27 protein-coding genes are annotated in these 24628 nt (G+C 66.3%); 17 read left to right on the top strand and 10 right to left on the bottom strand.

Annotated elements, in window-relative coordinates:
• The first annotated feature begins 124 nt into the window (after window positions 1–124).
• From MRBLWH13_RS17725 to MRBLWH13_RS17700, 6 genes are all read left to right on the top strand, one after another.
• A complete protein-coding gene (locus MRBLWH13_RS17725; protein WP_341956224.1) occupies window positions 125–1189 on the top strand; it encodes a M4 family metallopeptidase in 1065 nt (354 codons plus the stop codon).
• Window positions 1164–1469, top strand: coding sequence for a protealysin inhibitor emfourin (locus MRBLWH13_RS17720; protein WP_341956223.1), 306 nt, complete (start codon window positions 1164–1166; stop codon window positions 1467–1469). The genes MRBLWH13_RS17725 and MRBLWH13_RS17720 overlap by 26 nt, the downstream gene beginning before the upstream one ends.
• A 79-nt stretch (window positions 1470–1548) precedes the next feature.
• Entirely contained in the window at window positions 1549–1887 is a 339-nt protein-coding gene (locus MRBLWH13_RS17715; RefSeq protein ID WP_341956222.1) for a hypothetical protein, read from the top strand.
• A gap of 60 nt (window positions 1888–1947) precedes the next feature.
• The gene (locus MRBLWH13_RS17710; RefSeq protein ID WP_341956221.1) at window positions 1948–2181 is read left to right on the top strand and encodes a hypothetical protein; all 234 of its coding nucleotides are present in this window, start codon (window positions 1948–1950) and stop codon (window positions 2179–2181) included.
• Between the two features lie 58 nt (window positions 2182–2239).
• Window positions 2240–2977: a ribonuclease H gene (locus MRBLWH13_RS17705; protein WP_341956220.1), complete on the top strand. Its 738-nt coding sequence runs from the start codon at window positions 2240–2242 to the stop codon at window positions 2975–2977.
• Window positions 2978–3015: 38 nt separating this feature from the next.
• On the top strand, window positions 3016–3435 hold the full coding sequence (locus tag MRBLWH13_RS17700) for a DoxX family membrane protein (protein ID WP_341956219.1): 420 nt from the start codon (window positions 3016–3018) through the stop codon (window positions 3433–3435).
• Window positions 3436–3534: 99 nt separating this feature from the next.
• On the opposite strand, the gene MRBLWH13_RS17695 is transcribed toward MRBLWH13_RS17700, so the two are convergent.
• The 3 genes from MRBLWH13_RS17695 to MRBLWH13_RS17685 form a co-directional block, all read right to left on the bottom strand.
• Window positions 3535–4512, bottom strand: a complete 978-nt coding sequence (locus MRBLWH13_RS17695; protein ID WP_341956218.1) for an SRPBCC family protein — start codon at window positions 4510–4512, stop codon at window positions 3535–3537.
• A 1-nt stretch (window position 4513) separates the two neighbouring features.
• Window positions 4514–4909 carry a helix-turn-helix domain-containing protein gene (locus MRBLWH13_RS17690; RefSeq protein ID WP_341956217.1) on the bottom strand — a complete coding sequence of 132 codons (396 nt, stop codon included), beginning with the start codon at window positions 4907–4909 and terminating at the stop codon, window positions 4514–4516.
• 434 nt (window positions 4910–5343) lie between these two features.
• Entirely contained in the window at window positions 5344–5766 is a 423-nt protein-coding gene (locus MRBLWH13_RS17685; protein WP_341956216.1) for an SHOCT domain-containing protein, read from the bottom strand.
• A 170-nt stretch (window positions 5767–5936) separates the two neighbouring features.
• On the opposite strand from MRBLWH13_RS17685, the gene MRBLWH13_RS17680 reads away from it, so the two are divergent.
• Window positions 5937–7022, top strand: a complete 1086-nt coding sequence (locus tag MRBLWH13_RS17680; RefSeq protein WP_341956215.1) for an ATP-binding protein — start codon at window positions 5937–5939, stop codon at window positions 7020–7022.
• A 4-nt stretch (window positions 7023–7026) separates the two neighbouring features.
• Here MRBLWH13_RS17680 and MRBLWH13_RS17675 read toward each other — a convergent pair whose 3' ends face one another.
• From MRBLWH13_RS17675 to MRBLWH13_RS17665, 3 genes are all read right to left on the bottom strand, one after another.
• The gene (locus tag MRBLWH13_RS17675; RefSeq protein ID WP_341956214.1) at window positions 7027–7392 is read right to left on the bottom strand and encodes a DUF202 domain-containing protein; all 366 of its coding nucleotides are present in this window, start codon (window positions 7390–7392) and stop codon (window positions 7027–7029) included.
• Window positions 7389–8885 carry a helix-turn-helix transcriptional regulator gene (locus tag MRBLWH13_RS17670; RefSeq protein WP_341956213.1) on the bottom strand — a complete coding sequence of 499 codons (1497 nt, stop codon included), beginning with the start codon at window positions 8883–8885 and terminating at the stop codon, window positions 7389–7391. Before MRBLWH13_RS17670 ends, MRBLWH13_RS17675 begins: the two co-directional genes overlap by 4 nt.
• A gap of 69 nt (window positions 8886–8954) precedes the next feature.
• Entirely contained in the window at window positions 8955–9389 is a 435-nt protein-coding gene (locus MRBLWH13_RS17665) for a hypothetical protein (protein ID WP_341956212.1), read from the bottom strand.
• Between the two features lie 181 nt (window positions 9390–9570).
• Between MRBLWH13_RS17665 and MRBLWH13_RS17660 the strand changes: the two genes are divergently transcribed.
• The 6 genes from MRBLWH13_RS17660 to MRBLWH13_RS17635 all read left to right on the top strand — a co-directional run bounded on the left by MRBLWH13_RS17660 (window position 9571) and on the right by MRBLWH13_RS17635 (window position 16054).
• Entirely contained in the window at window positions 9571–10896 is a 1326-nt protein-coding gene (locus MRBLWH13_RS17660; protein ID WP_341956211.1) for a DUF1254 domain-containing protein, read from the top strand.
• 102 nt (window positions 10897–10998) lie between these two features.
• Window positions 10999–12318 carry a DUF1254 domain-containing protein gene (locus MRBLWH13_RS17655; RefSeq protein WP_341956210.1) on the top strand — a complete coding sequence of 440 codons (1320 nt, stop codon included), beginning with the start codon at window positions 10999–11001 and terminating at the stop codon, window positions 12316–12318.
• Window positions 12308–12880 carry a hypothetical protein gene (locus MRBLWH13_RS17650; RefSeq protein WP_341956209.1) on the top strand — a complete coding sequence of 191 codons (573 nt, stop codon included), beginning with the start codon at window positions 12308–12310 and terminating at the stop codon, window positions 12878–12880. Before MRBLWH13_RS17655 ends, MRBLWH13_RS17650 begins: the two co-directional genes overlap by 11 nt.
• A gap of 130 nt (window positions 12881–13010) precedes the next feature.
• Window positions 13011–14594 (top strand): SulP family inorganic anion transporter, encoded by a 1584-nt coding sequence (locus tag MRBLWH13_RS17645; RefSeq protein ID WP_341956208.1) that lies wholly within the window; start codon window positions 13011–13013, stop codon window positions 14592–14594.
• An 815-nt stretch (window positions 14595–15409) separates the two neighbouring features.
• Window positions 15410–15778: a hypothetical protein gene (locus tag MRBLWH13_RS17640; RefSeq protein ID WP_341956207.1), complete on the top strand. Its 369-nt coding sequence runs from the start codon at window positions 15410–15412 to the stop codon at window positions 15776–15778.
• Window positions 15779–15787: 9 nt separating this feature from the next.
• The gene (locus MRBLWH13_RS17635; RefSeq protein WP_341956206.1) at window positions 15788–16054 is read left to right on the top strand and encodes a hypothetical protein; all 267 of its coding nucleotides are present in this window, start codon (window positions 15788–15790) and stop codon (window positions 16052–16054) included.
• A gap of 194 nt (window positions 16055–16248) precedes the next feature.
• Here MRBLWH13_RS17635 and MRBLWH13_RS17630 read toward each other — a convergent pair whose 3' ends face one another.
• Window positions 16249–17442, bottom strand: coding sequence for a Cmx/CmrA family chloramphenicol efflux MFS transporter (locus tag MRBLWH13_RS17630; protein WP_341956205.1), 1194 nt, complete (start codon window positions 17440–17442; stop codon window positions 16249–16251).
• Window positions 17443–17745: 303 nt separating this feature from the next.
• Between MRBLWH13_RS17630 and MRBLWH13_RS17625 the strand changes: the two genes are divergently transcribed.
• Window positions 17746–18792 carry an NAD(P)-dependent alcohol dehydrogenase gene (locus MRBLWH13_RS17625; RefSeq protein WP_341956204.1) on the top strand — a complete coding sequence of 349 codons (1047 nt, stop codon included), beginning with the start codon at window positions 17746–17748 and terminating at the stop codon, window positions 18790–18792.
• A gap of 61 nt (window positions 18793–18853) precedes the next feature.
• On the opposite strand, the gene MRBLWH13_RS17620 is transcribed toward MRBLWH13_RS17625, so the two are convergent.
• Window positions 18854–19537, bottom strand: coding sequence for a methyltransferase (locus MRBLWH13_RS17620; protein ID WP_341956203.1), 684 nt, complete (start codon window positions 19535–19537; stop codon window positions 18854–18856).
• 38 nt (window positions 19538–19575) lie between these two features.
• Between MRBLWH13_RS17620 and MRBLWH13_RS17615 the strand changes: the two genes are divergently transcribed.
• Window positions 19576–21066: an FAD-dependent oxidoreductase gene (locus MRBLWH13_RS17615; RefSeq protein WP_341956202.1), complete on the top strand. Its 1491-nt coding sequence runs from the start codon at window positions 19576–19578 to the stop codon at window positions 21064–21066.
• 16 nt (window positions 21067–21082) lie between these two features.
• Here MRBLWH13_RS17615 and MRBLWH13_RS17610 read toward each other — a convergent pair whose 3' ends face one another.
• Both MRBLWH13_RS17610 and MRBLWH13_RS17605 read right to left on the bottom strand, forming a co-directional pair.
• Window positions 21083–21724 carry a CDP-alcohol phosphatidyltransferase family protein gene (locus MRBLWH13_RS17610; RefSeq protein WP_341956201.1) on the bottom strand — a complete coding sequence of 214 codons (642 nt, stop codon included), beginning with the start codon at window positions 21722–21724 and terminating at the stop codon, window positions 21083–21085.
• On the bottom strand, window positions 21717–22373 hold the full coding sequence (locus MRBLWH13_RS17605) for a TVP38/TMEM64 family protein (protein WP_341956200.1): 657 nt from the start codon (window positions 22371–22373) through the stop codon (window positions 21717–21719). The genes MRBLWH13_RS17610 and MRBLWH13_RS17605 overlap by 8 nt, the downstream gene beginning before the upstream one ends.
• 138 nt (window positions 22374–22511) lie before the next feature.
• On the opposite strand from MRBLWH13_RS17605, the gene MRBLWH13_RS17600 reads away from it, so the two are divergent.
• Window positions 22512–23753: an ABC transporter substrate-binding protein gene (locus MRBLWH13_RS17600; RefSeq protein WP_341956199.1), complete on the top strand. Its 1242-nt coding sequence runs from the start codon at window positions 22512–22514 to the stop codon at window positions 23751–23753.
• Window positions 23750–24625 (top strand): ABC transporter permease subunit, encoded by an 876-nt coding sequence (locus MRBLWH13_RS17595; protein WP_341956198.1) that lies wholly within the window; start codon window positions 23750–23752, stop codon window positions 24623–24625. Before MRBLWH13_RS17600 ends, MRBLWH13_RS17595 begins: the two co-directional genes overlap by 4 nt.
• The last annotated feature ends 3 nt before the right edge of the window (window positions 24626–24628 follow it).

Below are 24628 nucleotides of genomic sequence, written 5' to 3'. Positions count from 1 at the left end.
AGGTCGTGCGCTCGATCACCAGCGCCTTGGAACGGCGGGATCGACGAACCCCGTGCCTCAGGATCATGCTGAGTCGTGAACGACGAAGGGCTGTAACGTCGCACCCTCGGCGTAGGGTCTGAACATGAGCAGCCACACCGAAACCCCTGGAGTCGTCCCGTCCTACCTGCTCGCGCGCCTGGCGGAGTCGGGCCGCTACCCTCGCGCCGCCGCCGCCGCGAGGCAGACGCTGACGGCGGGCAGACCGCCGTTCCGTGCGCGCATAGACCTGTCGATCGACGAGAACGGCGACCTGGTGGCCGAGCTCTCCGACGCGCCCAACCGCACGATCAGCGACGCGGGCAACACGCAGACCCTCCCCGGTGCGATCGTCCGCAGCGAAGACGATGAGCCCGTCGCCGACGCCTCCGTCAACGAGGCGTTCGACGGGCTCGGGGCCACGTTCGAGATGCTGCTCTCGGCCTTCGGCCGCAACTCGCTGAACGACGCCGGGGCTCCGCTCGACGCCACGGTGCACTACGGCGTCGACTACGACAACGCCTTCTGGGACGGCGAGCGCATGGTCTTCGGCGACGGCGACGGCGAGGTGTTCGTCGGCTTCACCTCCTCGACCACGGTCATCGGTCACGAGCTCGCGCACGGCGTCGTGCAGTACACCGCGAACCTCGAGTATCAAGGCCAGCCCGGCGCGTTGAACGAGTCGATCGCCGACGTCTTCGGCGCACTCACCGAGCAGTTCCTCCTCGAGCAGAGCGCGGCCGATGCGACGTGGCTCATCGGTGCCGAGATCTTCACCGATGCGGTGCAGGGCAAGGCGCTGCGGTCGATGATCGAGCCGGGCACCGCCTACGACGACGACGAGCTCGGCAAGGATCCGCAGCCCGCCCACATGAGCGGGTTCGTGCGCACGACCGAGGACAACGGCGGAGTGCACATCAACTCCGGCATCCCGAATCGCGCGTTCGCCCTGTTCGCGATCGACCTCGGCGGCAACGCCTGGGAGACCGCGGGCACCGTCTGGTACCGGGCGCTCACCGGAGGGTTGTCGAGCACCGCGAACTTCACCGAGTTCGCCGACGCGACGGTCGCCGCGGCATCCGCGATCGACGAGGCCACAGGCGCAGCCGCTCGACGTGCGTGGACGACCGTGGGAGTCTATGAAGATGAGCGAGTCCCCTCCACCGACTGACGCACCGGTCGTCATCGCGGTGGTGCGCACGGGCGGCATCGCCGGCATCCGTCGTCAATGGCGGGTGGAAGCGGATCCTGCCGAATCCCACGACTGGATCGCCATGATCGATAGCTGCCCGTGGGATGCCGACGCGGATGCCACCACGGGAGCCGACCGGTTCGTGTGGCTGATCCGGGTGCGCACACCGTCGGAGAAGCGCGAGCGAGAACTGCCCGACTCCGCGCTCGACGGCCCGTGGCGGCAGCTCGTCGACGCCGTCCGCGCGGCATCCGGCTAGAAAGCCGTCCTCAGGCGAGGCGACCGCGAGAATCCGCCGCCATCGCGCAGGATGGAGCGACGACACGAGGGAGAACACCATGCCGACGAGCGAAGAGGCCACGCGACTGCTGCAGCTGTCACGCGACGCGTTCGACCGGGGCGATTCGGTACTGCATCTGCAGGTCGAGGTCAGTCGCCTCACCGGACAGCCATCGTCATGGGGCTCGTCAGAGAACGACTTCGTGAGCGACGACCACGTCGGGTACTTCCTGAGCGAAGTCGAACGCATCGGCTGGCGCCTCGAGCAGACCGGATACACCTTCGTGGAGTCGGGCGCGACGACCTCGGCGCGCATGCTGAGCACCGGAACCGGCGTCGTCAATCATGGCCACGTCGCGGGCTACTTCACGTTCCGTCGCATCACGCCGTCGGCCTGAACCGAGCAATCCGGTGTGAATCCGGCGATCCCGCTGACGGGCGGGATCAGAATGGGACCCATGGGACTTTTCCAGCAGCGATCCGACGAAGAAGAGAACCAGTGGACTCTGCCCTCTGAGCCGCTCGAACGCTCGGAGTCCGAGGTGCTCGACGAGGCTCCTTCTGTGGACCCCCTGTCGATCGGCCTGGGGCTGGGCCCCGACGCCTCGGTGAGCTCCGTCGCCTTCCCCGTGGCACCGCCCGCACCGGAGGCGTTCTCGATCGAGAACCGCGAACCCGAGAACGACGACTGACGCCGAACCGACCGGCTGCGGCACGGGCGATGTCGCCCGTCGCGGCTACGGTTGAGAGATGACGATCACCGCCGCCGCAGACGGCTCCGCCCTGGGCAATCCCGGCCCCAACGGCTGGGCCTGGTACATCGACGACGACAACTGGGCCGCGGGCGGATCCCCGCACGGCACCAACAACCAGGGTGAGCTTCGGGCTGTGCTCGAGCTGCTGCAGGCGACGGCGGGCATCTCCGAGAAGCTCATGATCGAGTGCGACAGCCGCTATGTGATCGATTCGGTGACCAAGTGGATGCCGGGGTGGAAGCGCAAGGGCTGGCGCAAGTCCGACGGCGGACCGGTGCTCAACCGCGACCTGCTCGAGGGTATCGACGAGGCGATCCGCGGACGAGACGTCGAGTTCTCCTGGGTCAAGGGCCACGCCGGCCATCCGCTGAACGAGGCGGCCGACGAACGTGCGAATGCCGCGGCCAAGGCCTACCAGGCGAAGCAGGAGCCGCGCCGAGGGCCCGGATTCACGCTGGCGACGGATGCCGGCGCAGCCGCGGCAGCATCCGCTCCGATCGCCGCCGCGGCCACGCGCGCAGACGATGCACCCGCTGCGTCGCCGACCGTCGCGACGGCGATCGCCGAGCCGCTGTGGGCCGAGCCGTCCGATCTGCTCGACAGCCTCTACGCTCCGATCGACGACCCGATCGAGGTGCGACTCGCGCTCTCGAGCGACGAGCATGCGCGACTGCGCGACCGCGCCGAGGCGCAGGGCGTCACGCTCGAAGAAGCGCTCCGCCGCCTGATCTGACGAGTCTCGACCTCAGTGCGCCCGCGTACACTCGCACCATGTCGAAGAAGAATGTCGCACGCACCGTCGGTCGGATCTTCCTCGGTTCCTTCCTCGTCTTCGCCGGCGTCTCGCATCTGACGTTCGCGCGCGAGGAGTTCCAAGCGCAGGTGCCCGACTGGGTGCCGCTCGACCCCGACGTGACCGTGCTCGCATCCGGAGTCGTCGAGGTCGGCCTCGGCGCCGCACTCCTCGTCGCACGCAAGCGTCGGGGGCTGGTCGGTGTGCTCGCGGCGCTGTTCTTCGTCGCGGTCTTCCCCGGCAACATCGCCCAGTGGCTGGAACACCGCGACGCCTTCGGGCTCGACACCGACGCCAAGCGCTTCGTGCGACTGTTCTTCCAGCCGGTGCTCATCGCCCTCGCGCTCTGGTCGACGCGCACTCGGCGGCGCACATCCGCCGGTTCTTCCGACTCGTAGCAGCGGCCTCTCGTTCACAATTCAGCATGAACGTGAGCAGAACGGCAGAAGAGGAGGCGGTTCTCGAGAGAACCGCCTCCTCTTGCTGAATTGTGAACGTCAGACTGCGAGCAGCTCCCGCTCGAGGCGCTCGTACGACGTCTCCATGCCGTCGGCCATGCCGGTGGCGAGGATCATGTCGCGCGTCTCCTTGTCGGGGTACTCGATCAGCAGGGTGATCAGCGTCGCGCCGTCCTCTTCGTAGAGGTTGAGGTCGTTCAACGTCTCGACCGGCATCCCGATCATCCGCTCGGTCTGCACCGACCGGCGAGGTGCGTCGATCAGCAGCGCCTCCCCCTCGAAGCCGAACGGCTGCCCCTCGGTGTCGCCCACCGGCGCCCACGAGTTGCGGTACGTCTGGCCGACCTCGGCGGCGACGATGCACTCGGTCATCTCCCACCCGTCGGGGCCGAGCAGCCACTGCTTCATGAGCTCGGGCTCGTTGTGGGCACGCCAGACCAGCTCGCGCGGACCCTCGACGAGCCGGGTGATGCGCACGTGGGTGTCGTCGAGCAGTTCGACCTGCGTGCCCCTGCCCTGTGCGTAGTCGCGAAGGTCCTGCAGCACGGCGTCGATCTGGCTCATCGCGAGCTTCGTGCCTTCGACCGCGCCCATCGACACGACCTGCTCCAGCGCATCGGCAGACGCGAAGTGGCTCGTGGTGACCATGCGCGTGCCCTCGGCGGTCGATTCGAACGAGAAGACCATCCTCATCGAGGGCAGGTCGGGGTCGGGCGTGCCCTGTTCGTCGGCGAACGCGTCGAGCACCTCGAAGCCGCGCGGGGCATCGATGCGCAGGAACTCCCACGTGCCCGAGGCCTTCTCGCCGCGGGGGCCGTTCATCGTGTAGTTGGCCTTGCCGCCCACCGTGTGGTCCCACTTCGTGAAGGTGGCCGGCCATCCGGGAGGACCCCAGAAGCGCTCGAGCTGGCGCGGGTCGCTGTACGCGGCCCAGACCCGCTCGATCGGCGCCGCGAAATCGGCGACGACGGTCATGGTGAGGTTGTCGGCATCGGTGGTGACATCCGTGACGGGCATGTCAGTCTCCTTCTTCGGTTCGTGGATCTTCGGTGGTGTCGGTGTTGCTGGTGCGATCCGCCGGCTTCTCGGCCAGCAGGTCATCGAGCCGTGCGATGCGCGACCGCCACAGCTCTTCGTATCGGGCGAGGAGCGCGCTGGCGCGGGCGATCATCTCGGGGTTCGCGCGGACGAGCCGCTCGCGTCCCTCGGCGCGCTTGACGATGAGATCCGCCGCTTCGAGCACGGCCACGTGCTTCTGCACCGCGGCGAACGACATCTCGTACTCGGAGGCGAGGGTCGAGACCGACTGCTCCCGCTCGATCGTCCGGCGCAGGATGTCTCGCCGGGTCGACGTCGCCAGTGCGTGGAACACACGGTCGACCTCCGCTTCGCTCAGTTCTCTTTGTGCAACCATTTGGTTGTACGTTATGCCTGAGTGAGATGGATGTCAAGAGATTTCGTGTGAATCGCGTCTTTGGATCGGACTAGACGCTTTACATCGGACTACACGACGTTGAACCGGACTGAGTCCGATCTAAAGCAGAGCGCTGGGGCAGCCTCAGCTCGAATCGGCAATGACGCCAGCTGGGATCGCGGGGAAACTCAGATCGTCAGGCGGACTCATGCACGACGACGGTCGAAAGGGCAATCTCTGGACCCGGATACGGGTGGGATGGTGGTTGGCAGAACGTACGCCGAAACCCATACACCACCCGTTTCGGTGCCCTATGGTTTCGACAGGGGGTTACGGCGGGGCGACGCTCGGCGTGTCGCGCTTCCCAAGCACCACCACAGTTACCCGGCCGCAAACGATCGATATCGGCAGTCCGCAGGCGAGCGCGCCTTATGTCAGCTGAGCGCCTTCGTCTTGAGCGTTTCGTACTCCGCCTGAGTGATCGCGCCGTCGGTGAGCAGGGACTTTGCGTGGGCGATCTCAGCGGCGGGACCCGTTGACGCCACCGACCTGATGTAGTTGTCCTGCTCCTCTTGGAAGCGAGTCGTCTCGTCGACGAGGCGGTGGCCCATCCCGTCGCCGCGAACGATCAGATAGACCAGCATCGTGAGAACCGGGACGAACATCAGAAGGACGATCCAGAGCGCCTTCCACCATCCGTTGAGCTTGCGGTCGCGGAACAGATCGCCGATGACAGCAAAAAGGGCGAACAGGTAAGAGATGAGGACGAAGACCAACAGGAACCACCAGATGATGTCCCAGAATGAGCCCCAGAATCCCTGGTACTCGTAGGCAGCGGTTGCTTCGGCGATACGCACGGTGGTGTCCTTCGTTGATCAGTGTTGGGTGTTCTTGGGGAGAGTGCAGCGCTTCGATGCTGGCATGTGCCGCGTTGGGTGCTAGCTGACGGCACACTTTCTCATCCGTCACGGATGAGGCTTGGAGCGTCGCTCGGATCGGGGACGTGAGTTTCGCTAGCGTACGGAGCGTGAACTCACGACTCGTCATTGGCGCTCAGGTAAATGCGCGCGAGCCAGCAGAACTCCTCCCGGCGAAGTTCAATCGGCACACTTTCTGGTGCGGGCAGAGTGGTTCGGGGAAGACATACGCATTGGGGGTCGTGCTGGAGCAGCTGATCGCGGCGACACGCTTGCCGGTGGTGATTCTGGACCCCAACTCAGACTTCGTTCGCTTCCACGAGGCTCGCGCCGACACCGCTACCGAAGTTGCGAACCTATGGGCCCAGCGTTCGGTGCGGGTATTGGGTCCGACAGGACACGAGCCGTTGACTGTGCGGTTCATTGATCTCCCCATGCGTAGCCGGGCGGCGATCATGCAGCTCGACCCCGTCTCAGAGCCGGAGTCCTTCAACGCGGCGCTACGTGTCAGCAAGCAACTTCAGGAGTATGCCCCCGTTCGGGAACAGTTCGACGAATGGTTGCGCCGGGACGACGATCCCGACCGCCGTCGGTTCGCGATGCGGCTGGAGAACCTCGGCACGGCGGAATGGGACCTGTGGGCGTGGGGCGACCGCGACGCCTGCGACGTCATCGACGAGGAGCACGACGCGACGGTGCTCGACCTGGGTGCCTTCCGCGAGCCGGGCGAACTCAAGGCTGCCGCTCTCGCGGTATTGGACCATCTGTGGGAGCAGCGCGACAAGCGCCGTCCGCGGCTTATCGTGATCGACGAGGCGCATAACTTGTGCAGTCCCGAACCCTCGACGCCAGTGGACCGTCTTCTCACGGAACGTATCGTTCAGATCGCTGCAGAAGGCCGGAAGTTTGGTTTGTGGCTTGTCCTCTCCACGCAGCGCCCTTCCAAAATTCATCCGAACGCTCTGTCGCAATGCGACAACGTCGCGATCATGCGGATGAATGCCCCGAACGATCTCGCGGCCCTGGCTGAGGCGTTCGGATTCATTCCTTCCGAGCTGCTCGCGCAAGCAACCGACTTCGGGCAGGGCCAAGCCATCTTCGCGGGCGGCTTCTCTCCGCAGCCGCAGCGCGTGCAGATGGGAGCCAGAATCACGGTCGAGGGCGGATCGGACGTCGATGTGCCGATGCGGGACTGACGAGTCAGGCAGGTAACCGGGCGGCGAGGACTGCCGCCAGCACGACGACTCCGACAAAGGCGAGTATCACGGTCAGGACGAGCGCGGCGTGATCGCGTGGCGCTGGTTGTCCGTCACGGATGGCGCGATCAACGCTCCGGGAGTGCAGGATGGCGGCGGGCGCCGCGAGAAACCCGGTGATGATGAGCACGACGGATGCGAGGAAGGTCAGAGCGTCGTTCATCCGCAAGTCGACCACTTGCAGTGCGACTCCTCCCGCGAGCAGGCCGATGATGGTCCGTGCCCACGCGAGGAGTGTGCGTTCGTTCGCCAAGATGAAGCGTGGATCGGTGTCTTCGCGTTCTGGCCCGGGAGCCGCGTTTCCGGTCATAGCCGGTACTTTACGGCTTCACGTCGGTTGGCGACTCCGAGCTTGCGATAGATGGCACGTTGATGGGTCTTCACTGTGTTCACTGACACGAAGAGGGCTTCTGCGATCTCCGATGCAGGCAGGGACGTGCGCATGTACTCGAGCACCTGCTGTTCGCGCGGGGAGAGTTCTCGGTCACGAGCAGAGACGGAATCGGAGCGTCGGGCGAGGAGGGAGCCGATCACCGCTTCGTGGCTTGACCCCCACGACGCATGCTGGGCCAGAAGCTCTCGGGCACCGGGCGAGTCGATGAGGAAAGGGAGGTAAGCAGACTCGGCCGCGGCCGCGTCGAGCGCCCTCTCGAGGCGGAGGTGAGCTGCGTTATCGAGCCCGGCGTCGTTCGCCATCAGGGCACGCGTCATCTCGACGAACGCGGTGAGGTAGCCGGGAGTGCGCTGGGGGTCGAATCCTTCCAGCGCGTTCTGCGCGCCGTGGCTATCGCCTGACGACCTGATGACGTTCGCGGCGATCATACGCGCAACAGGGACGTCATCAGCAGCGAGTACGAACTTGGCCAGTCGTACCGCAGTATCGGTCCGGCCATGAGCCTCCGCCAGGACGCATTCGGCCGTCGCTCTCCACACACGCCACGGCACGCCGAGGGACGTGTGCTCCGGGAGACGCCGCAGCTCGAGGTGCGCGATGGCTTGAGCATGCGGTCCGCCGATTCGTGCGGTAACGAAAGCGTTGAACACCCGAGCGAGATGCCCATAGGGTGTTTCGCTGTTCTCGGCGATGACAGCGTCCAGTGTGATCTGTGCGGCGTCGAGCTCGCCGCGCCAGTAGTGGACGAATGCGCTGGTGAGCCCTTCAATACCGCCGTCGTACATCCGCCACTCGCCGTGCAGGATAGGCGTAGATCGAAGGATCTGTAGCGCGTCTCCGAATCGACCGGCGAACGCCAGAGCAAACGCTCTGTTTGTGGCCGCACGGGACGACAGCGTCTTGAGGCCACGGAGTTCGGCATCTGCACGCGCGGCTTCGAGCAGTTGATGCGCTTTCATCGGGTCTTTTCGGAGCCGAAGCAGGGTCCAACCCACCAGATATACGGCGTACGCGTGCGATCTTCCCCGAACGGTCCCCGCCATGATCACTTCGAGGCTTCGAGTTACGGCGGTGTAGAGCAAGTTCTCGTCGTCTTCGAGAAACAACGAGAACAGGGGCGATTCATCCGTATCTGATCGGCGAGCTCGCGCTCGCGCTACGAGTAGCAGAGCCCCGTCCCGGTCTCCACGAAGACGCGCGCAGCATGCGCGAACCGAGAGAACGTCAACATCGTCTGAGAGGGCATCAGGCAGCTGCGCAAGCAGCGTGTCCGTCTGGGAGACATACCCGTCGATGAGGAGCTCGATCCAGGCTGACAGGACGAGTTCCTGAGCTTTGGCGGACTCACCGTTCTCATAGTGAGTTCGCGCCTCGGCGAGGATGTCGCCGGACGTCGTGACCTCTGCCATGAGGACATGCTATTGGCTCCGACGTAACTCGAACTCGACGGAGCCCTTCCCCCGATTGCTGTCACCTGTTCAGTCGCATTCCAAGTCTGACTGTGCGACTTGTCGCGCCTCACCGAGTTCTCGGAACTCTTCGATGAGAGACTCACGCGCGTCCGCAATAGCCGCATCGTCGGAGACACCTTCGACGTCTTCCGACAGCGCCGACCACGATTCCGCGAGCTGGTCAGCGCGATCGGCCGCGACGCGGTCGAGAGCACTCTCAGCCTCGGTGTAGGCCTCGGACACACTCTCACGGATATCGCGCAGATCTCCCATCGTCTCGGCGGAGCTGAGTTCTGATTTCGCTGCTTCCACGGCCGAGTTGAGCTGCTCGAGGGCAGCGCAGGCGGAGGCGGTGTTCTCTTCCGGTGCGGCGTCCGGCGCGCACCCGGTCAAAGAAGCGATGGCGAGAGCGCAAAGGAGGACCGAGGTGATGGAGCGTGTACGCAACAGAGTGCCTTTCACGTAGGTGAGTGCGGACTGACGTGACTGACTATGCCCTCGCGTTCGACGCTCCGGAAGATGACGGCCCGACATTCATTCGGGGCGGATGAGGCCTGTGAGTCGAGCAGTCATCACGCCCCGTCCTCATTCGCCGCGGATGAGAGCACTAGACGTCGTGAGGCAAGAAGAGCATTCTCGAACCATGACCGCCCGACCTCATGTCCAGGCCATCGCATTCGACGCCTATCAGTACCTCTACCCGCTGGTGACGATGGATGCCACCTTCCGGCAGGCAACCAACGTGACTGCCGCGGATGTCGAGCCCATGAGGGCGCCGACGAACCAGTTCGCACACTTCCGCGCGTATCCGGATGCGGACGCACGAGACGTGGTCCGCTTCAATTTCGACACTCTCTACTCCTTCGCATGGCTCGATCTTCGAGACGAGCCAATCGTTCTCACGGTCCCCGACTCCCGTGGCCGCTTCTACTTGACCCCCATCCTCGACATGTGGACCGATGTGTTCGCTGTTCCTGGAACGCGCACCACCTACGGAGCGGAACGTTCCTTTGCTATCGCGGCCCCGGGCTGGTCCGGCGCACTGCCCCCAGGAGTAGACCTGTTGATCGCGCCGACACCGATCGTCTGGGTGATGGGCCGCATACAGTGCAACGGCGTCGATGACCTGCCGACGGTGCACTCGATCCAGGACGGATTGAGCACAATCCCCCTGAGTCGGTGGGGTTCATCGTTCTCGTGGCCGAACGATTCTGCCGTTGATCCGTCGGTGGATGACGCGACGCCGCCGCTGCATCAGGTGAATGCGATGAGTGGCTCCGAACTGCTCGCATACGGCGCCGAGCTGCTGAAGGTACACCCTCCGCACCCCAATGACGGGCCCATCCTGGAACGGATGCGCAGCATCGGTCTGGTCGTCGGACAGAGCTTCTCTCCTGACGACGAAGCCTCGCGTGAAGCGATCGATGCCGCCGGCACGGAAGCACTGCACGATATTCTCGCGGCCACCAGTGACGGATCTCTCGGCGTCTGGCGAGGCGGGTGGATGACGATCCAAGGCGGCACCTATGGCACTGACTACCGCCGTCGGGCGATGGTCGCGCTCGGGGGCCTGGGGTGCAACCTTCCGGAGGATGCCCTCTATCCAGGCACCGCCACCGACGAATCCGGCGAACTCTTGACCGGGCGACGTGACTACGTACTTCATTTTGCGGCAGATGAGATCCCGGCAGCCGATGCCTTCTGGTCTTTGACCATGTACGACGCCGAGGGTTTCCAGGTACCGAACCCCATCGATCGGTTCGCGATCGGGGACCGTGACCCGCTCGTCTACGCAGAGGACGGCTCGCTGGAGATCCTGATTCAGCATGATTCCCCGGGCAGTGAACGGGAGTCGAACTGGCTCCCTGCACCCGCAGGAGAGTTCCAGCCGATGCTCAGGATCTACTCACCCAAGCCTGAAGCACTTCGCCGAGGCGTGGTTCTACCGCCCATCAAGCGGATCGCGTGATCCGCGCCCCTCAGAGAAGCAGCACCCGTCTGCGACCGGCAGCCTGAGTCGACAGCACGGTCAACGTTTCGCGGAGCATGTCCGCGAGGATCGGATCTGAACATGTCAGTACTGGCGAATGACCTTCGCACCCTGAGCCGCGAGGCGTACATCTACCTCTATCCCCTGGTGACGATGGAGGTCAGCCATCAGCAGGCTACGAATCTTGAAGCCGATGCCCGTCCGGGCTTCGGACCCGCGAACGCGTTCCACCATCTGCGCACGTTCCCGCCCGCCGATTACCGCGCAGTGGTGCGACCTAACTTCGACACTCTCTATGCCAACGCCTGGCTCGACCTCACCGACGGCCCTGTGCTGCTGCACGCTCCCGACACGCAGGACCGGTACTACATGCTTCCGATGCTCGACATGTGGACCGACGTGTTCGCCACGGTCGGTAAGCGCACCACGGGGACCGCTGCTCAAGACCACGTCATCGTCGGGCCAGGGTATTCAGGAGACCTCCCCTCAGGAGTGCCCGTCATTCACGCACCGACTCCCATCGTCTGGATCATCGGTCGAATTCAGACCAACGGCCCCGCCGACTACGACGCAGTCGCCGAGGTGCAGGACGGCATGTCCATCACGCCGCTCATACCGCGCCCGCTGCCGCGCATCGACCCTGCCGTCGACACGGACACCGAGGCGCTCATCATCGTCAATCGAATGAGCGCGATCGAGTTCTTCAACTACGCCGCCAGAACTCTGCAGTTCGTTCCGCCACATGCAACGGACTTCTCGATCCTCGCCCGTATCGCTCAGCTGGGCATAGTGCCCGGCGAACAGTTCGACGCCGGTCGATTCAGCGGCGACCAGCTGGCCGACATCGAAGGCGGCGCGAGCGAAGCACTGGCCCAACTAGTCGCCTCAGTTCCTGTCCTGGGCACCGAGACCAACGGCTGGACGAACTTCTCCGACACCATCGGCGTCTACGGCAACGACTACCTTCACCGTGCCGGGGTAACGCTTGCCGGACTCGGGGCTAACCCGCCAGAGGACGCGATATACCCGCTCCTGGTGCACGACGCCGATGGCGATCCGGTCGTGGGAGAGACGGACTACATCCTCCATTTCGCCGCCGATCAGCTGCCACCCGTTGCCGCCTTCTGGTCGGTGACGATGTACGACGCCGAAGGCTTCCAGACAGCGAACGAGCTGAATCGGTTCGCGATCGGCGACCGCGACACTCTCAACTACAACAGCGACGGTTCGCTCGATCTGTACATCCAGCACACCAATCCCGGCCCTGACCGGCAAGCCAACTGGCTCCCCGCGCCGCTGGGTCCGCTCGGGATCAATATGCGGCTGTACGCCCCAGCCCCGGAAGCTCTCGATGGCCGGTGGTTCCCGCCTGCGGTCGTCAAAGCGGGGCATGCCCGGTAACTCCAACGCCCGCGCCGTCTTGAACGGAGGCGCAAATCCTGCGGATCGCAACATCCTTCGCGTCCATCAGGCTCTGCGGTCCGGGTTCGGCACGGAAGCGGCGGTCTACGGCACGATCCTGGTGAGTGGCCTCGTGGCCGTATCCTCCGCGCACGGAGAGACATCACTCGTCGTGCTGGCGACCGTAGCGGTGACGGTGCTGGTCTTCTGGGGAGCACATGTGTACGCCGGAACCGTCGCGCGTCTCTCTGATCACATCGCCCCGCGGCAAGGACACCGGGTGGGTATCAAGGCCGCGTTCACGGCATCCGTGAGGCACTCAATGGGCATGTTAAGTTCTGCGGCCGTCCCCGCGGCTATTCTTCTTGCGGGTACAACACGAGCCATCTCCGACGACGTAGCCAACGATGCTGCGCTGTGGTCCGGCGTCGCGATCCTGGCGTTCCTGGGCTATGTCGCCTTCCTTCACCGCGGGAGCTCCCAGCTCGTCAGAATCCTGGGCGCCCTGGGCACCGCATCCTTCGGCGTCGTGTTCGTCATCTTGAAGGCGCTCCTCCACTAGGGCATTCCTCACAACACCCGCCACACACTTCCTCGCCGACGTGTTTGGCTCGAACGAAAGGGAACCGTCGATGTGGCGACCGCTGCGCGGCCTCACCTGGCGAAACGCACCCTCCGAAGCACTGGCAGGCGTGACTCTTTTGGCCATCGCCGTCCCACTCAACATCGGTTACGCCCAGATTGCGGGGCTCCCCCCGACGGCAGGGCTGTACGCGCTCATCCTTCCAGCGATCATCTATGCGCTGACGGTGTCCTCCCGACAAGTCGTCGCCTCGCCAGACGCAGCCGCAGCCGCTCTGGTGGCATCCTCGATCGGCGGCCTCGCCGTCGCCGGCTCCGCGAGTTACATCTCCATGGCTCTCGCTCAAGCAATCATCTGCGGCGTACTCTTCGTACTCGCTTCGTTCCTGAAGCTCGGCTTCCTTGCGAACTTCCTGTCGAAACCCATCCTCATCGGGTTCGTCGGCGGACTGGCGTTGGACATTCTCATCAGCCAACTTGCCAAGATGCTCGGGGTGAAGATCGACTCCGGTGGAGAATTCGTCGACAAGCTTCTCGGCCTCATCACCGGTCTTCCGGCATCGAACGGATGGTCCCTCCTGATCTCCGGCTCCTCCGTCGCCCTTCTGCTTATCGGAAGACGTGCCGCTCGGGCCGCCCCCTGGGCGCTGGTAGTGCTCGTCGCCTCAACAATCGCCGTTTCGACCAGCGGGCTCGAGAAGCTGGGAGTCGCGGTCCTGGGGCGCGTAGAAGCCGGTCCTCCCGAGCTGACCTGGCCCGTTCTGGATTGGGTGACCTGGCTGGCGTTGATCCCGTCCGGGATCGCGTTGACCATGGTCGCGATGGCGGAGGGGCTGCTGATCGCCCGCAGCTATGGCGAGAAGAACGGCTATGAAACGCGCCCCAACCGAGACCTCCTAGCCTTCGGCCTGGGAAACATCGCTGCCGGCGCCAGCGGCGGCTTCTCGATCGGTTCCTCCACATCGAGGACTGCCGCGATGGATCAAGCTGGTTCCCGTACGCAGCTGCCAACCATGGTCACGGCTATCGGCACTCTCGCTCTCCTGCTGTTCGGCACCGCATTGCTCGAGCAGATCCCCTCGCCGGCCATCGGGGCTATCGTCGCAGTCGCCGTCGTGCCGCTCCTCGGACTTCGCGAGTTCCGGGCACTCTGGCAACAGGACCGATTCGAGTTTCTGATCGGCGTCAGTTGCTTCCTAGTCACGGTCCTAGCGGGCGCTATCGCTGGCATAGTGGTCGCCTTCGTGCTCGCGCTCGTCAACCTCGCCAAACGAGCGTCCTACCCCGCGATCGACGTGCTCAGCGGAAACGACAATCCGGATTCCTCTCTGCTCGCTGCGGCACCGCCTGGGCAGGACACCGCGCCAGGCGTCGTGGTCATCCGCCTCGCGGCTCCGCTGTTCTTCGCTAACGGAGCTGTGTTCTCCGAGGCCGTCAAGCGCGCTGTGACGACAACCCCAGACGTACGACACGTCGTCTTGGACCTCGAAGCCGTGACGGATATCGACGTCACCGGCGCCGAGTTCCTGACTGCGCTCGTGCGATGGCTCGAAGACAGAAGCATAGTTCTCTCCTACAGTCGCCCCCGGCCGGAAATCGTGCGACGGCTCAACAAGTTCGACATAGTCACTGCCGATCGTCTATACCCAACGAACCGGGCAGCACTGCGCGCCCTTACGCGCCCAGCCGAGTAGCTGATCTCGTCAGATGATCCCCGATGACGGCCGTGCCGAAAGCCCCCGCGGTATTTGCGTTCCGAAGCACGTTACTGGCAGCCTCATCAGCGCGCGCGACTGGCGTGCGCCGAAAACGATCGCTTTCGGTCGGTTTCTGTGGGCACCCCGGGTCCGCTTCCACCTCAAGATTGTCAAGCGACGTCACCGCCCCGTCGTCGGCGATCTTGAACCGAGCTACGAGGCACTCGAGCGTCCCGCCGAGCGGGGTCACCGTGCAGAGCTACGCCGCGGAACCGGGCAAACGGTCCGCGGACGCCCTGAGAATGGTCGCCAACGGAGCGTCCACCGCCCAGCCTCCGGAGCCCACTCCGGCGTGCCCTTGCGGTATCACGCGAAGCCGGCACCAACCCACCCCACTTCCCACCAACCACAGGCTAATCGACGTGCACTAACGCCAGTACTCGTTGACCCCGCGCCACACGCATCACTCCGTCATCTCAACTGGAGTAACACAATGGAACGCCGCAGGATGCTCACGCTGACGGCGACGAGCGCCGCCTCTCCCACAGGGACTCGTTGTCATGGGCCTTCACGTCTCTCGCACCGAACCGGAAGCACTTCCCCCGGAACCGGAGCCGCCCCTCCTCTACTTCCGTTGGTGCACACTCGCCTGGACTCCTCGAGTGCAAACATCTACCTAGCGAAAGCCGCAAGAAAACTGGGCTACCGGATCAAAAAGTAGGAGTAGGCGATCGCTGCTGCCAGAGCGCATGCGACTGTGCAGTTCTGCTTCTAGGGTGGCGCCGACCACGTACGCGATGCGACGATCGAGGATGCGCAAGAGCGGCAAGAGCGGCAAGAGCGAGCCCACGTCCCTATTCTTTAAGGCTCCCGGCAACCGGTACGACCGCTTGATCTTCCGCTATCCCTACCAGGACGATGCGCTCCTCGCGGCGAGCTTCCAGCAGGCTGCCGGGCGCCCTGCCGGGCCCTTCAGAGGGGAGCCGATCGATGACACCATGCTTCTACCATCCTTGACGCTCTATCGGCAGGCGTTCGAACTCCGGCTGAGGGCCATGATCCGAGAATTCGCGTCATTGCGTCGGCGCTTTCATGAGTCGGGCAACCCGGACCTTGCGTCAGCGAAAATCGAGCAGCGGCTTCGAACGTCTCGCATCCTGGGTCACAACCTTGACGCTTAGACGAACGAGTTGATAGGTCACTACAACGCCCTGGAAACGGATGAGCCGTTTCGAGAGTCGATCAAGGAGCTGCTGCTTCTTCTGCACGAAGCGGACGGCACAGGAACCTCCTTCCCCTACTCCGGGCAGATGCCCGACATCCAGGAGACTCTCGACTTCCTCGACTTAGTCGCCATCCTAGACACCGAGTTCGAGCTCCTGGGAGGCATGCTCGATGGGATCACCGAGATGTACGCCGCCGGACCACAGCCGGAGAACGAGAGCGACTGGCGATGAACCGGAGAGCCTCGATGGGCGTTGAACCGGCCGACTTCGAGTCGGCACCTGTCACGACGTTTGGGCGAGAGCCGCAGAAGCTCCGGGGAAGGTCACGATAGTGAATGTCAGACCCCGCTCGTATGATCTCAACACCGGGGCACACGAGCGGCGGGAAAACCTGATTCTCGCTTTACATCGGACTTAGTCCGATTTCATCGCGATTCTGACATTTCGCCCGACCGGTCATCTCGGAGGTCATCTCGCTTCGCGAGGCCCCTCATGGCTGTGAACGCCAAAACCGCAGCACAGAGCAGTGCTGCGCTGACCAGCAGCGGCCCGGTTGCGCCGGCGGCTGTCGCATAGGCCATCCCACCGAGGGCCGGACCCGCGGCGGCACCGACATTGAGTGACGCTGTCGCGAACGATCCCGACATCGTCGGAGCATTCGCTGCAGCCCGGATCGACGACGCGATGAGCGTGCTCCCGACCGCGAAGGAGAGCGCGCCCTGGACGAAGGCGAACGCGAACAGTGCGACGGGGATCGCCGACAGTGTCGCAAATGCTCCCCAACCGATCAGCAGGGCCACTCCGCCGACTGTGAGGATGCGGGCCGCGTGGCGATCGCCGTACCGTCCAGCCACCCACACTCCGACAGATGATCCGACACCGAATATCACCAGCGCGGCGGGAACTGCTGCGTCCGGCAGGCCCGCAGACTCGGTGACGACCGGAGCGAGGTAGGTGAAGGCACAGAATGTCGCACCATTGACCAGGGCCCCCAGTCCGAGAGGTACGAGCAGCGCTGGACGACGCAACGACCCGAGCTCGTCCTTGAGCGTCGTGGAACGCTTGGTGCCGATCGATCGCGTGGGAGTCGCGAGGAGCACTGCGACGAGGGCGGGCACCGAGATGACGGCGACTCCCCAGAGGGCTGCACGCCAATCCAGCAGAGCCCCGACAGCCGCGCCGGCGGGGACTCCCGCTATCAGCGCCAGAGTCGTTCCGCCGAGAATGACCGAGAGCGCTCGGGCGGTGCGGTCAGCCGGCACGAGGGCTGAGACCGTCGAGAGAGTGACGGCGAGGAAGCCGGCATTGGTGATCGCCGCAACCATCCGGGTGACGAAAAGCACACCGAAGTCGTCTGTCGACGCTCCCAGAACGTGCATGGCGATGAAGACGAGGAGGAAGGCCGACAGTGCGAGCCGAGGGGACCACCGGCGGCCGACGATGGCCATGAGCGGAGCCCCCACGATCATCCCCAGGGCAAAGGCTGAGGTCAGCAGCCCCGCCTGCGGGATGCTGACCGCGAGGTCGCTCGCAATCGCGGGCAGCAGCCCGGCGAGCATGAATTCTGATGTTCCCTGCGCGAAGACCGCGACGGCGAGCAGGACGATGACAAAGGGCATGGTGAGTCTTTCGATGAGGTGCGACGGTCACGGCGGACCAGCACATCGGAACTCACACAGACGCGATCGAGATCGCGGAGAGCGCCCGCTCAGATGGGGCGATGTCGAGGTGGTGAGCTACCGGCGTGCCGGCAGCTCGACAGTGGATGCTTCGGGTGAACTCACCCGACCACCGTAGCCGGGATCGCCGACGAGACGAAACGCCGCCTCTTCCTGCGGGCGGATAATTGGAGAGACGGCTCCGAGCGCTCCCGCCTTCCGCACCGCGCGGCAGACCGCTCGTGCGCCAGGAAGAAGAATCACATGAAAGCTCTCCGTTACGTCGAGATCGGCAAGCCCCCCGTCGTCGTCGACATCCCGATTCCGAAGCCGGGGCCGGGCCAGGTTCTGCTCAAGGTCACAGCGGGCGGCGTCTGCCACTCCGACGACTACGTCATGGGCCTCCCCGAGAAGGACTACCTCGAGCAGAGCTACCCGCTGCCGCTGACGCTCGGTCATGAAGGCGCGGGCATCGTGCACGAGATCGGTGAGGGCGTCGACTCGACGCTGAAGGTCGGAGACGCCGTCGCGGTCTACGGACCGTGGGGCTGCGGACGCTGCCACAACTGCTCACAGGGCATGGAGAACTACTGCACGAACGCCGCCGCTGAGGGCATCCGCCCTCCCGGTCTCGGCAGCCAGGGCTCGATGGCGGAGTACATGATCGTCGACGACGCCCGCCACCTCGTGCCGCTCGGCGACCTCGACCCCGTGCAGAACGTCTCGCTGACGGATGCCGGCCTCACCCCGTACCACGCGATCAAGCGCTCACTCCCGAAGCTCGGTGCAGGCACCTTCGCGGTGGTCATCGGCACCGGCGGCCTCGGCCACGTCGGCATCCAGATCCTGAAGGCGATCTCGGGCGCCACCGTCATCGCGCTCGACGTGAACGACACCAAGCTCGCCCTCGCCACCGAGGTGGGTGCCGATCACGTGCTGATCAGCGACGCGTCCGCCGCCGAGAAGATCCGTGAGATCACCGGCGGCCTCGGCGCGAACGCGGTGTTCGACTTCGTCGGAGCCAACCCGACCATGGCCCTCGCGCAGAGCGTGGCGGCGCTCGACTCCGACGTCACGATCGTCGGCATCGGCGGCGGGACGATGAGTCTCGGTTTCGGTGCGATCGCCTACGACGCTGCCGTGCGCATCCCGTACTGGGGCTCACGCTCCGAGCTGATCGAGGTGCTCGACCTCGCTCGCGCCGGCAAGATCCACGTCCAGACCGAGACCTACTCCCTCGACGACGGCCCGAAGGCGTACGAGGACCTCGCCGCGAACAGCATCCGCGGCCGCGCGGTCATCGTCCCGTGACTCACGAGCGCCGTGCGGTCGGGCACCGACCGCACGGCGCTCCGGTCACCCCTCGGTCAGGTCAGAGCGGCGAACCGCCGTCGACCGTCGCAACGACCGCGACGAGATGACCGCCCTTGCGCTCGACCCGGCGCACAGGCGAGGAATCGACGGCATCTCGCTCGAGCATCCGCCATGGTCGCGCCACGATGTCGGCTCCCCCGGTCGCGCACGCGAGCCGCGCCAATGGTGACAGCACGCTCCAGAAGCCGTGCGGTGGCTGCATGTCGACGACGCACGCACGCGCGCCGGGGCGCAGACACGCTCGCGCACGACGCCACGCCTCCTCGCGCTCGGCGATCACACTGAGCGAGTACGTCGCGAGCAGAGCATCCGCGCGTCCGTCACCGGGGCCGCGCAGGTCGGCGACGGCCGGGGCCACCGTCTCCGGTTGCAGCTCTGCGGCATCCGTCCGGATCAGGCGAACGCGGTCTCCCCACCCCTCCCGGTCGATCCGCCGCTGGGCCATGTCGAGCATCTCGGGGCTGCGGTCGATGCCGATCACGCTGCCCGACGGGCCCGTCGCCGCGAGCAGGGGTGCGAAGTTCAGGCCGGTCCCGCATCCGAGATCGATGACGACGTCGCCGGATCCCGGCGCGAGCAGCGAGATCCCCGCCTGCCGCCCGGCCCGATACACCAGGCGCTCACCCGAGAGCGCGTCGTACCAGCGCGCACCCGCGCTGTACCGCCGCATCAGTGCAGCCATCCGGCCTCCCGCCTCCGGGTCCACTCTAGGCTTCAGGCATGAGCACTCCTTCTCGCAGACCCGCGCGTGCCCTCTCGGCCCGCGAAGCCGGCGCACGCACGTGGGATCTGGTCGTCATCGGGGCCGGCAGCGCCGGGCTCGTCGGGGCCCGCACCGCCGTCGCGCTCGGTGCGAGCGTGCTGCTGATCGAGGCCCACCGCTTCGGCGGAGAGTGCCTGCACACCGGATGCGTCCCGTCGAAGGCGCTCATCGCCTCGGCCGCCGCCGCTCACGCCGCACGCAGCAGCACGGACCTGGGCGTGCGCTCAACCGAGGTCGACATCGACTTCTCAGCGGTCATGCGGCACGTGCACTCCGCGATCCGCGAGATCGAGCCGGTGGATTCCCCCGAGACGCTGAACCGGGACGGCGTGCACACCCTCACCGGACGCGCGCGGTTCGACGGCCCTCGATCCGTCGTCGTCGACGACGAGCGCATCGGCTTCCGCGACGCGCTGATCGCGGCGGGAAGCATGCCGGTGCGCACGTCGGTCGAGGGCGAGGCTGCAATAGACGTGCTCACGAACGAGACGTTCTGGGACCTCGACGAGCTGCCCCGGCGTCTGCTCGTGCAGGGCGGCGGCGCGATCGGCTGCGAGCTCGCGCAGGCGATGGCGCGTCTCGGCAGCGCGGTCACGCTGGTGCACCGGGGCGATCGACTGCTGCCGAAGGAGGATGCCGCGGCGAGCGCTGTCATCCTCGCCGCCCTGCGCGCGGACGGCGTCGACGTGCGTCTCGGCACGACCGTGCGCGCCTTCGAGTCCCCCGGCTCCGACGATGATCCCTCCCCGTCAGGAACCGCGACACTGAGCGACGGCACGCAGGTCGCATTCGATCGAGCGCTCGCCGCTCTCGGGCGTCGCGTCGAAGCCGCGGGTCTGGGGTTGCCGGCAGCGGCTGTGCGGCTCGACCCACACGGAGCCGTCGACGTCGACTCCGCTCTGCGCACGTCGAACCCCCGCATCCGTGCCGCCGGCGACGTCACCCCGCTGCCGAGATTCACGCACACGGCCGGCATGTACGGCAGCGTCGCCGCGACGAACGCGGTGCTCGGGCTCGGCCGCAAGGCCGACGTCGATGTCGTTCCCCGCATCACATTCACCTCGCCCGAGGTCGGGGCGGTGGGCATCACGCCGGATGCTGCTCGCGCACGAGGGATGCGTGTGATCGTGCATTCCCACGCTCATCTCGATCGGGCGATCGCCGACAGACACACCGACGGCTTCACGAGCATCGTGGTCGATCGGCGAGGCCGGGTCGTCGGCGCCGCGATCGTCGGGCCGCGGGCAGGCGAATCGCTCGCGGAGTACACCGTGGCGGTGAAGACCGGCCTGAACGTGCGCACGCTGGCCACGACGATGCACGCCTACCCGAGCTACTCCGACGCCGGGTGGAACGCCGTCGTGAAAGAGGCGCAGCGCGGCCTCCGCGGCGGGCTCGTCGCATTGGGCATCCGCCTTCTCGCCCGTCGCCACCGCCGCCGCGCCTGAGCCTGCCCGACCCGACTCAGCGCAGGCTGCGATAGCCGACGATGATGCGCTGCACGGCGCTCACGGCGACGAAGAGCGCCCACAGCAACGCGATCTGCCATGCCCAGAACGGCAGGATGAGCCACAGCGCGTGCACCGCGATGGTCTCGGTGCCCTCGGCGATCCGGCCGAGGAACGACAGTGAGCGTCCGTCGTCGATCGTGCGCCCAGTGCGCTCGGCGATCGAGGAGAAGGCGAGGAAGGCCGTGCCGTTCACGTAATAGACCAGGAGCACGACGAGGAACGGCCACCACGGGGCGTCGAACTGCGACGTGGCGCCGAAGGCGACGCCGACGACCGTGGCGCCGTAGACGACGAAGTCGGCGGTGATGTCGAGGAATCCGCCCGCATGCGAGGGCGCGGACTCCCGCCCCTGCGACTCCGCCAACCGTCCGCGACGTCGGGCGAGGGTCCCGTCGAGCCCGTCGGCGATGCGGGAGACGAGCCACAGCACGAGAGCGGCCCCCCACAGCTGGAATCCTGCCGTCACAGCGGAAGCGACGCCGAGCACGAGCCCGAGCACCGTCAGCCGATCGGGCGTGATCCCGGGTCGGTCCAGGGCCGCCGCTGTCGCCTCCAGTGGTCTGGCGAGCACGGCCCGCAGAGAACGGTCAAGCATCGAGACCGCCTTCGGCCTTCTGCGCCGACGACGAGCGGTCGCCGTTCCGGCGGCGCAGGATCGCCGCTGTCACGACGCCGCCGAGGATGAGCACACCCAGCACGGCCACCGCCACCCAGAAGGGCGGCCCGAGCTCGAGCCCGAACGCGCCCAGCGCCACGTAGGCGGCAGACCCGGGCAGGATGCCGATGGCCGTGCCCAGCGCGTAGTCGCGGCGTCGCACCGCCGTCAGGCCGGCGCCGTAGTTGATGAGCGTGAACGGGATGATCGGCACCAGCCGCGCCCCGAGCACCGCGAGGAATCCGCGGTGCGCCAGCGCGGCGTCGAGGCGCGCGACCCGAGCTCCGGTGAGCCGCTCGACGGCTTCCCTGCCGAGCGCTCGACCGATCACGAACGATGCGGCGGCGCCCAGAAGGGCTCCGACGTAGACGAGCACGAGCGCGAGCCAGAAGCCCCACACGAGACCCGCCGCGATCGTGAGCAGATTCTTCGGCACGGGTGTCAGTGTGAGGGCGGCATACCCCGCCACGAAGAGCAGCGCGCCGCCCGGTCCGAGGCCTGCGGCCCACTCTCTGACCACGTCGATATCGCTCGGAGCGAGGAAATACCCAACCGTTCCGACGAGGGCGACGAACAGAAGGAGAAGCACGAGGCGGACGATCGCCGACCGCTTCGAGGGGGCGTCTCTGACACGCGAATCACCAGCGTCCACAGCATCCTCCCCGACTCCTATACCCTAGCCCGGCGCGATATGCCGATACACCGATTCCGAAGCGAGGAACCCCTGATGAGCAGCATCGCACGACGACCTCGGAGAACTGCAGCCCTCGCTCTCGCCGTGCCGCTGCTCGCCCTCACGGCCTGCGCGGCACCCGAGAGCAGCGCGTCGACGACCTACGACGACTGGGATGCCGTGCTCGAGGATGCCGAGGGTCAGACCGTGCAGCTGTGGATGTACGGCGGCGACGACCAGGGCAACGCCTATGTCGACGACATCCTCGCCCCGGCCGTGGCGGAGTACGGAGTGACGCTCGAGCGCGTGCCCGTGACCGATACGGGAGATGCACTGAACAGGGTGTTCACCGAGATCCAGGCCGGCCGCGAAGACGGCACTGTCGACCTCATCTGGGTCAACGGCGACAACTTCCGCACCGGCAAGGAGGCCGATGCCTGGCTGTGCGGCTGGACCGACCTGCTGCCGTCGATGGCTGCCACCGATCCCGAAGACCCGCTGCTGCAGTCGGACTTCGGCACGCCCGTCGACGGTTGCGAGGCCCCGTGGCACAAAGCGCAGTTCACGCTCGCCTACAACGCCGAGGCGATCCCCGACCCGCCGACGACTCTCGCCGGGGTGCTCGACTGGGCCGAAGCCCATCCCGGACGCTTCACCTACCCCGCCCCGCCGGACTTCACCGGCTCGGTGTTCGTTCGCGAGGTGCTGGCGAGCGTCTCGGGCGGCGCCGACGAGGTGCCCGCGGCGTACTCGGACGAGGCATTCGACGAACTGAGCCCTGCCCTCTACGAGCGGCTCGATGACCTGGCCCCGAGTCTGTGGCGTGGCGGCGACACCTACCCGGCGAACGAGGCCGAGCTCGGACAGCTCTTCGCCGACCGGCAGATCGACATCACGATGACGTATGGGCCGGCGACGCTCACCGATCTCGTGGCCGACGGCACCTACCCGCCGGGAACCACTGTGCTGCCTCTCGAGGACGGCACCGTGGGCAACGCGAGCTTCCTCGGACTGCCCGCGAACTCCGACTCGATCGCGGGCGCGATGGTCGTCGCGAACGTCGCGCTCTCGGTCGAGCAGCAGGTGGCGAAGGCGCAGCCCGATGTGTGGGGACAGTTCACGGTTCTCGACATCGATGGCCTCTCGGATGCCGACCGCGCCCTGTTCGACACGCTCCCGGAATCGCCTGTCGTTCCCGGGTACGAGGTGCTGTCGGAGAACGCGCACGGCGAACTCTCCGCAGAGTGGGTCCCCGCCCTCGACGAGGGCTGGCGAACCGGCGTGCTCGGCCGATGAGCTTCGCGCCGGTGGCGCGCCGCCGCGGGAGCGCTCGTCAGCTCCTGAGCGGCGCGTTGCTGGTGCTCCCTGCGGCCGCCGTGATCCTGCTCGTCGTGGGCGGCGGGATCGGCGCGACAGTGTTCCAGGCACTCGGCCTGATGCCGGTCGCCGGGCCCGTGACTCCCGGCGTCGACGCGTTCCTCGCCCATCCCGACGACCTCGCGGCCGCGACCGCGGTGTCGATCGCCGTCGCGGCGGTGTCGACGGTCATCGCGGTCGTCGTCGGCACCGGCGCCGCGGTCGTCATCGCCTCCGGACGCGCAGGGAGTCGACTGCTCGCCGCCCTCGGTGCGACGACCGTGACCGTGCCTCACCTCATCGGAGCCGCGACCATCGGACTCCTGCTCGCGGACGCGGGAGTGCTTCCGCGGCTGCTCGGCATCCCACCCGAAGTGTGGGCGCCGTGGGTCGGCGGCCCCCTGTGGGGTGCGGCCATCGCCGAGTTCGCCTGGAAGGAGTCGGCGTTCGTCGCGCTCGTGGTCACCGGCACCCTCGCGACCCGCATCGCCACCTACGACGAGACGGCCGCGCTGCTCGGGGCAGGTCGGTGGCGCCGCTTCCGTCACGTCCTGCTACCCTTGACCGCGCCGACCATCGTCATCTGCGCGGCGATCAGCTTCGTCTACGCGCTCGGATCGTACGAAGTGACCTGGCTGCTCGGCCGCACCTATCCCGAGCCTCTGCCCGTGCTGGCCGTCCGGTTGTTCCAGGGCGTCTCGCTGGCATCTCGTCCCGAAGCGGCCGCGGTCGCGCTCGTCACCTGCGCGATCTCGCTCGCTGTCGTGGCACTCACCTTCGCTGCGCTGCGACGCACGGCTGTCTGGCGGTGACCG

This window comes from Microbacterium sp. LWH13-1.2 (assembly GCF_038397735.1).
Taxonomy (GTDB): domain Bacteria; phylum Actinomycetota; class Actinomycetes; order Actinomycetales; family Microbacteriaceae; genus Microbacterium.
Note: the sequence above shows the minus strand (reverse complement) of the source record. Positions and strands in the feature narration are given on the sequence as shown.

What these genes read in the sequence shown, in the direction of transcription:
- MRBLWH13_RS17625 (WP_341956204.1), top strand. Translation starts at nt 17,746, where the DNA reads ATGAAAGCTCTCCGTTACGTCGAGATCGGCAAGCCCCCCGTCGTCGTC.
- MRBLWH13_RS17640 (WP_341956207.1), top strand. Translation starts at nt 15,410, where the DNA reads ATGCGCAAGAGCGGCAAGAGCGGCAAGAGCGAGCCCACGTCCCTATTC.
- MRBLWH13_RS17690 (WP_341956217.1), bottom strand. Translation starts at nt 4,909, where the DNA reads ATGGTTGCACAAAGAGAACTGAGCGAAGCGGAGGTCGACCGTGTGTTC.
- MRBLWH13_RS17615 (WP_341956202.1), top strand. Translation starts at nt 19,576, where the DNA reads ATGAGCACTCCTTCTCGCAGACCCGCGCGTGCCCTCTCGGCCCGCGAA.
- MRBLWH13_RS17695 (WP_341956218.1), bottom strand. Translation starts at nt 4,512, where the DNA reads ATGCCCGTCACGGATGTCACCACCGATGCCGACAACCTCACCATGACC.
- MRBLWH13_RS17600 (WP_341956199.1), top strand. Translation starts at nt 22,512, where the DNA reads ATGAGCAGCATCGCACGACGACCTCGGAGAACTGCAGCCCTCGCTCTC.
- MRBLWH13_RS17595 (WP_341956198.1), top strand. Translation starts at nt 23,750, where the DNA reads ATGAGCTTCGCGCCGGTGGCGCGCCGCCGCGGGAGCGCTCGTCAGCTC.
- MRBLWH13_RS17710 (WP_341956221.1), top strand. Translation starts at nt 1,948, where the DNA reads ATGGGACTTTTCCAGCAGCGATCCGACGAAGAAGAGAACCAGTGGACT.
- MRBLWH13_RS17675 (WP_341956214.1), bottom strand. Translation starts at nt 7,392, where the DNA reads ATGACCGGAAACGCGGCTCCCGGGCCAGAACGCGAAGACACCGATCCA.
- MRBLWH13_RS17610 (WP_341956201.1), bottom strand. Translation starts at nt 21,724, where the DNA reads ATGCTTGACCGTTCTCTGCGGGCCGTGCTCGCCAGACCACTGGAGGCG.
- MRBLWH13_RS17630 (WP_341956205.1), bottom strand. Translation starts at nt 17,442, where the DNA reads ATGCCCTTTGTCATCGTCCTGCTCGCCGTCGCGGTCTTCGCGCAGGGA.
- MRBLWH13_RS17650 (WP_341956209.1), top strand. Translation starts at nt 12,308, where the DNA reads ATGCCCGGTAACTCCAACGCCCGCGCCGTCTTGAACGGAGGCGCAAAT.
- MRBLWH13_RS17655 (WP_341956210.1), top strand. Translation starts at nt 10,999, where the DNA reads ATGTCAGTACTGGCGAATGACCTTCGCACCCTGAGCCGCGAGGCGTAC.
- MRBLWH13_RS17720 (WP_341956223.1), top strand. Translation starts at nt 1,164, where the DNA reads ATGAGCGAGTCCCCTCCACCGACTGACGCACCGGTCGTCATCGCGGTG.
- MRBLWH13_RS17715 (WP_341956222.1), top strand. Translation starts at nt 1,549, where the DNA reads ATGCCGACGAGCGAAGAGGCCACGCGACTGCTGCAGCTGTCACGCGAC.
- MRBLWH13_RS17700 (WP_341956219.1), top strand. Translation starts at nt 3,016, where the DNA reads ATGTCGAAGAAGAATGTCGCACGCACCGTCGGTCGGATCTTCCTCGGT.
- MRBLWH13_RS17725 (WP_341956224.1), top strand. Translation starts at nt 125, where the DNA reads ATGAGCAGCCACACCGAAACCCCTGGAGTCGTCCCGTCCTACCTGCTC.
- MRBLWH13_RS17670 (WP_341956213.1), bottom strand. Translation starts at nt 8,885, where the DNA reads ATGGCAGAGGTCACGACGTCCGGCGACATCCTCGCCGAGGCGCGAACT.
- MRBLWH13_RS17660 (WP_341956211.1), top strand. Translation starts at nt 9,571, where the DNA reads ATGACCGCCCGACCTCATGTCCAGGCCATCGCATTCGACGCCTATCAG.
- MRBLWH13_RS17620 (WP_341956203.1), bottom strand. Translation starts at nt 19,537, where the DNA reads ATGGCTGCACTGATGCGGCGGTACAGCGCGGGTGCGCGCTGGTACGAC.
- MRBLWH13_RS17705 (WP_341956220.1), top strand. Translation starts at nt 2,240, where the DNA reads ATGACGATCACCGCCGCCGCAGACGGCTCCGCCCTGGGCAATCCCGGC.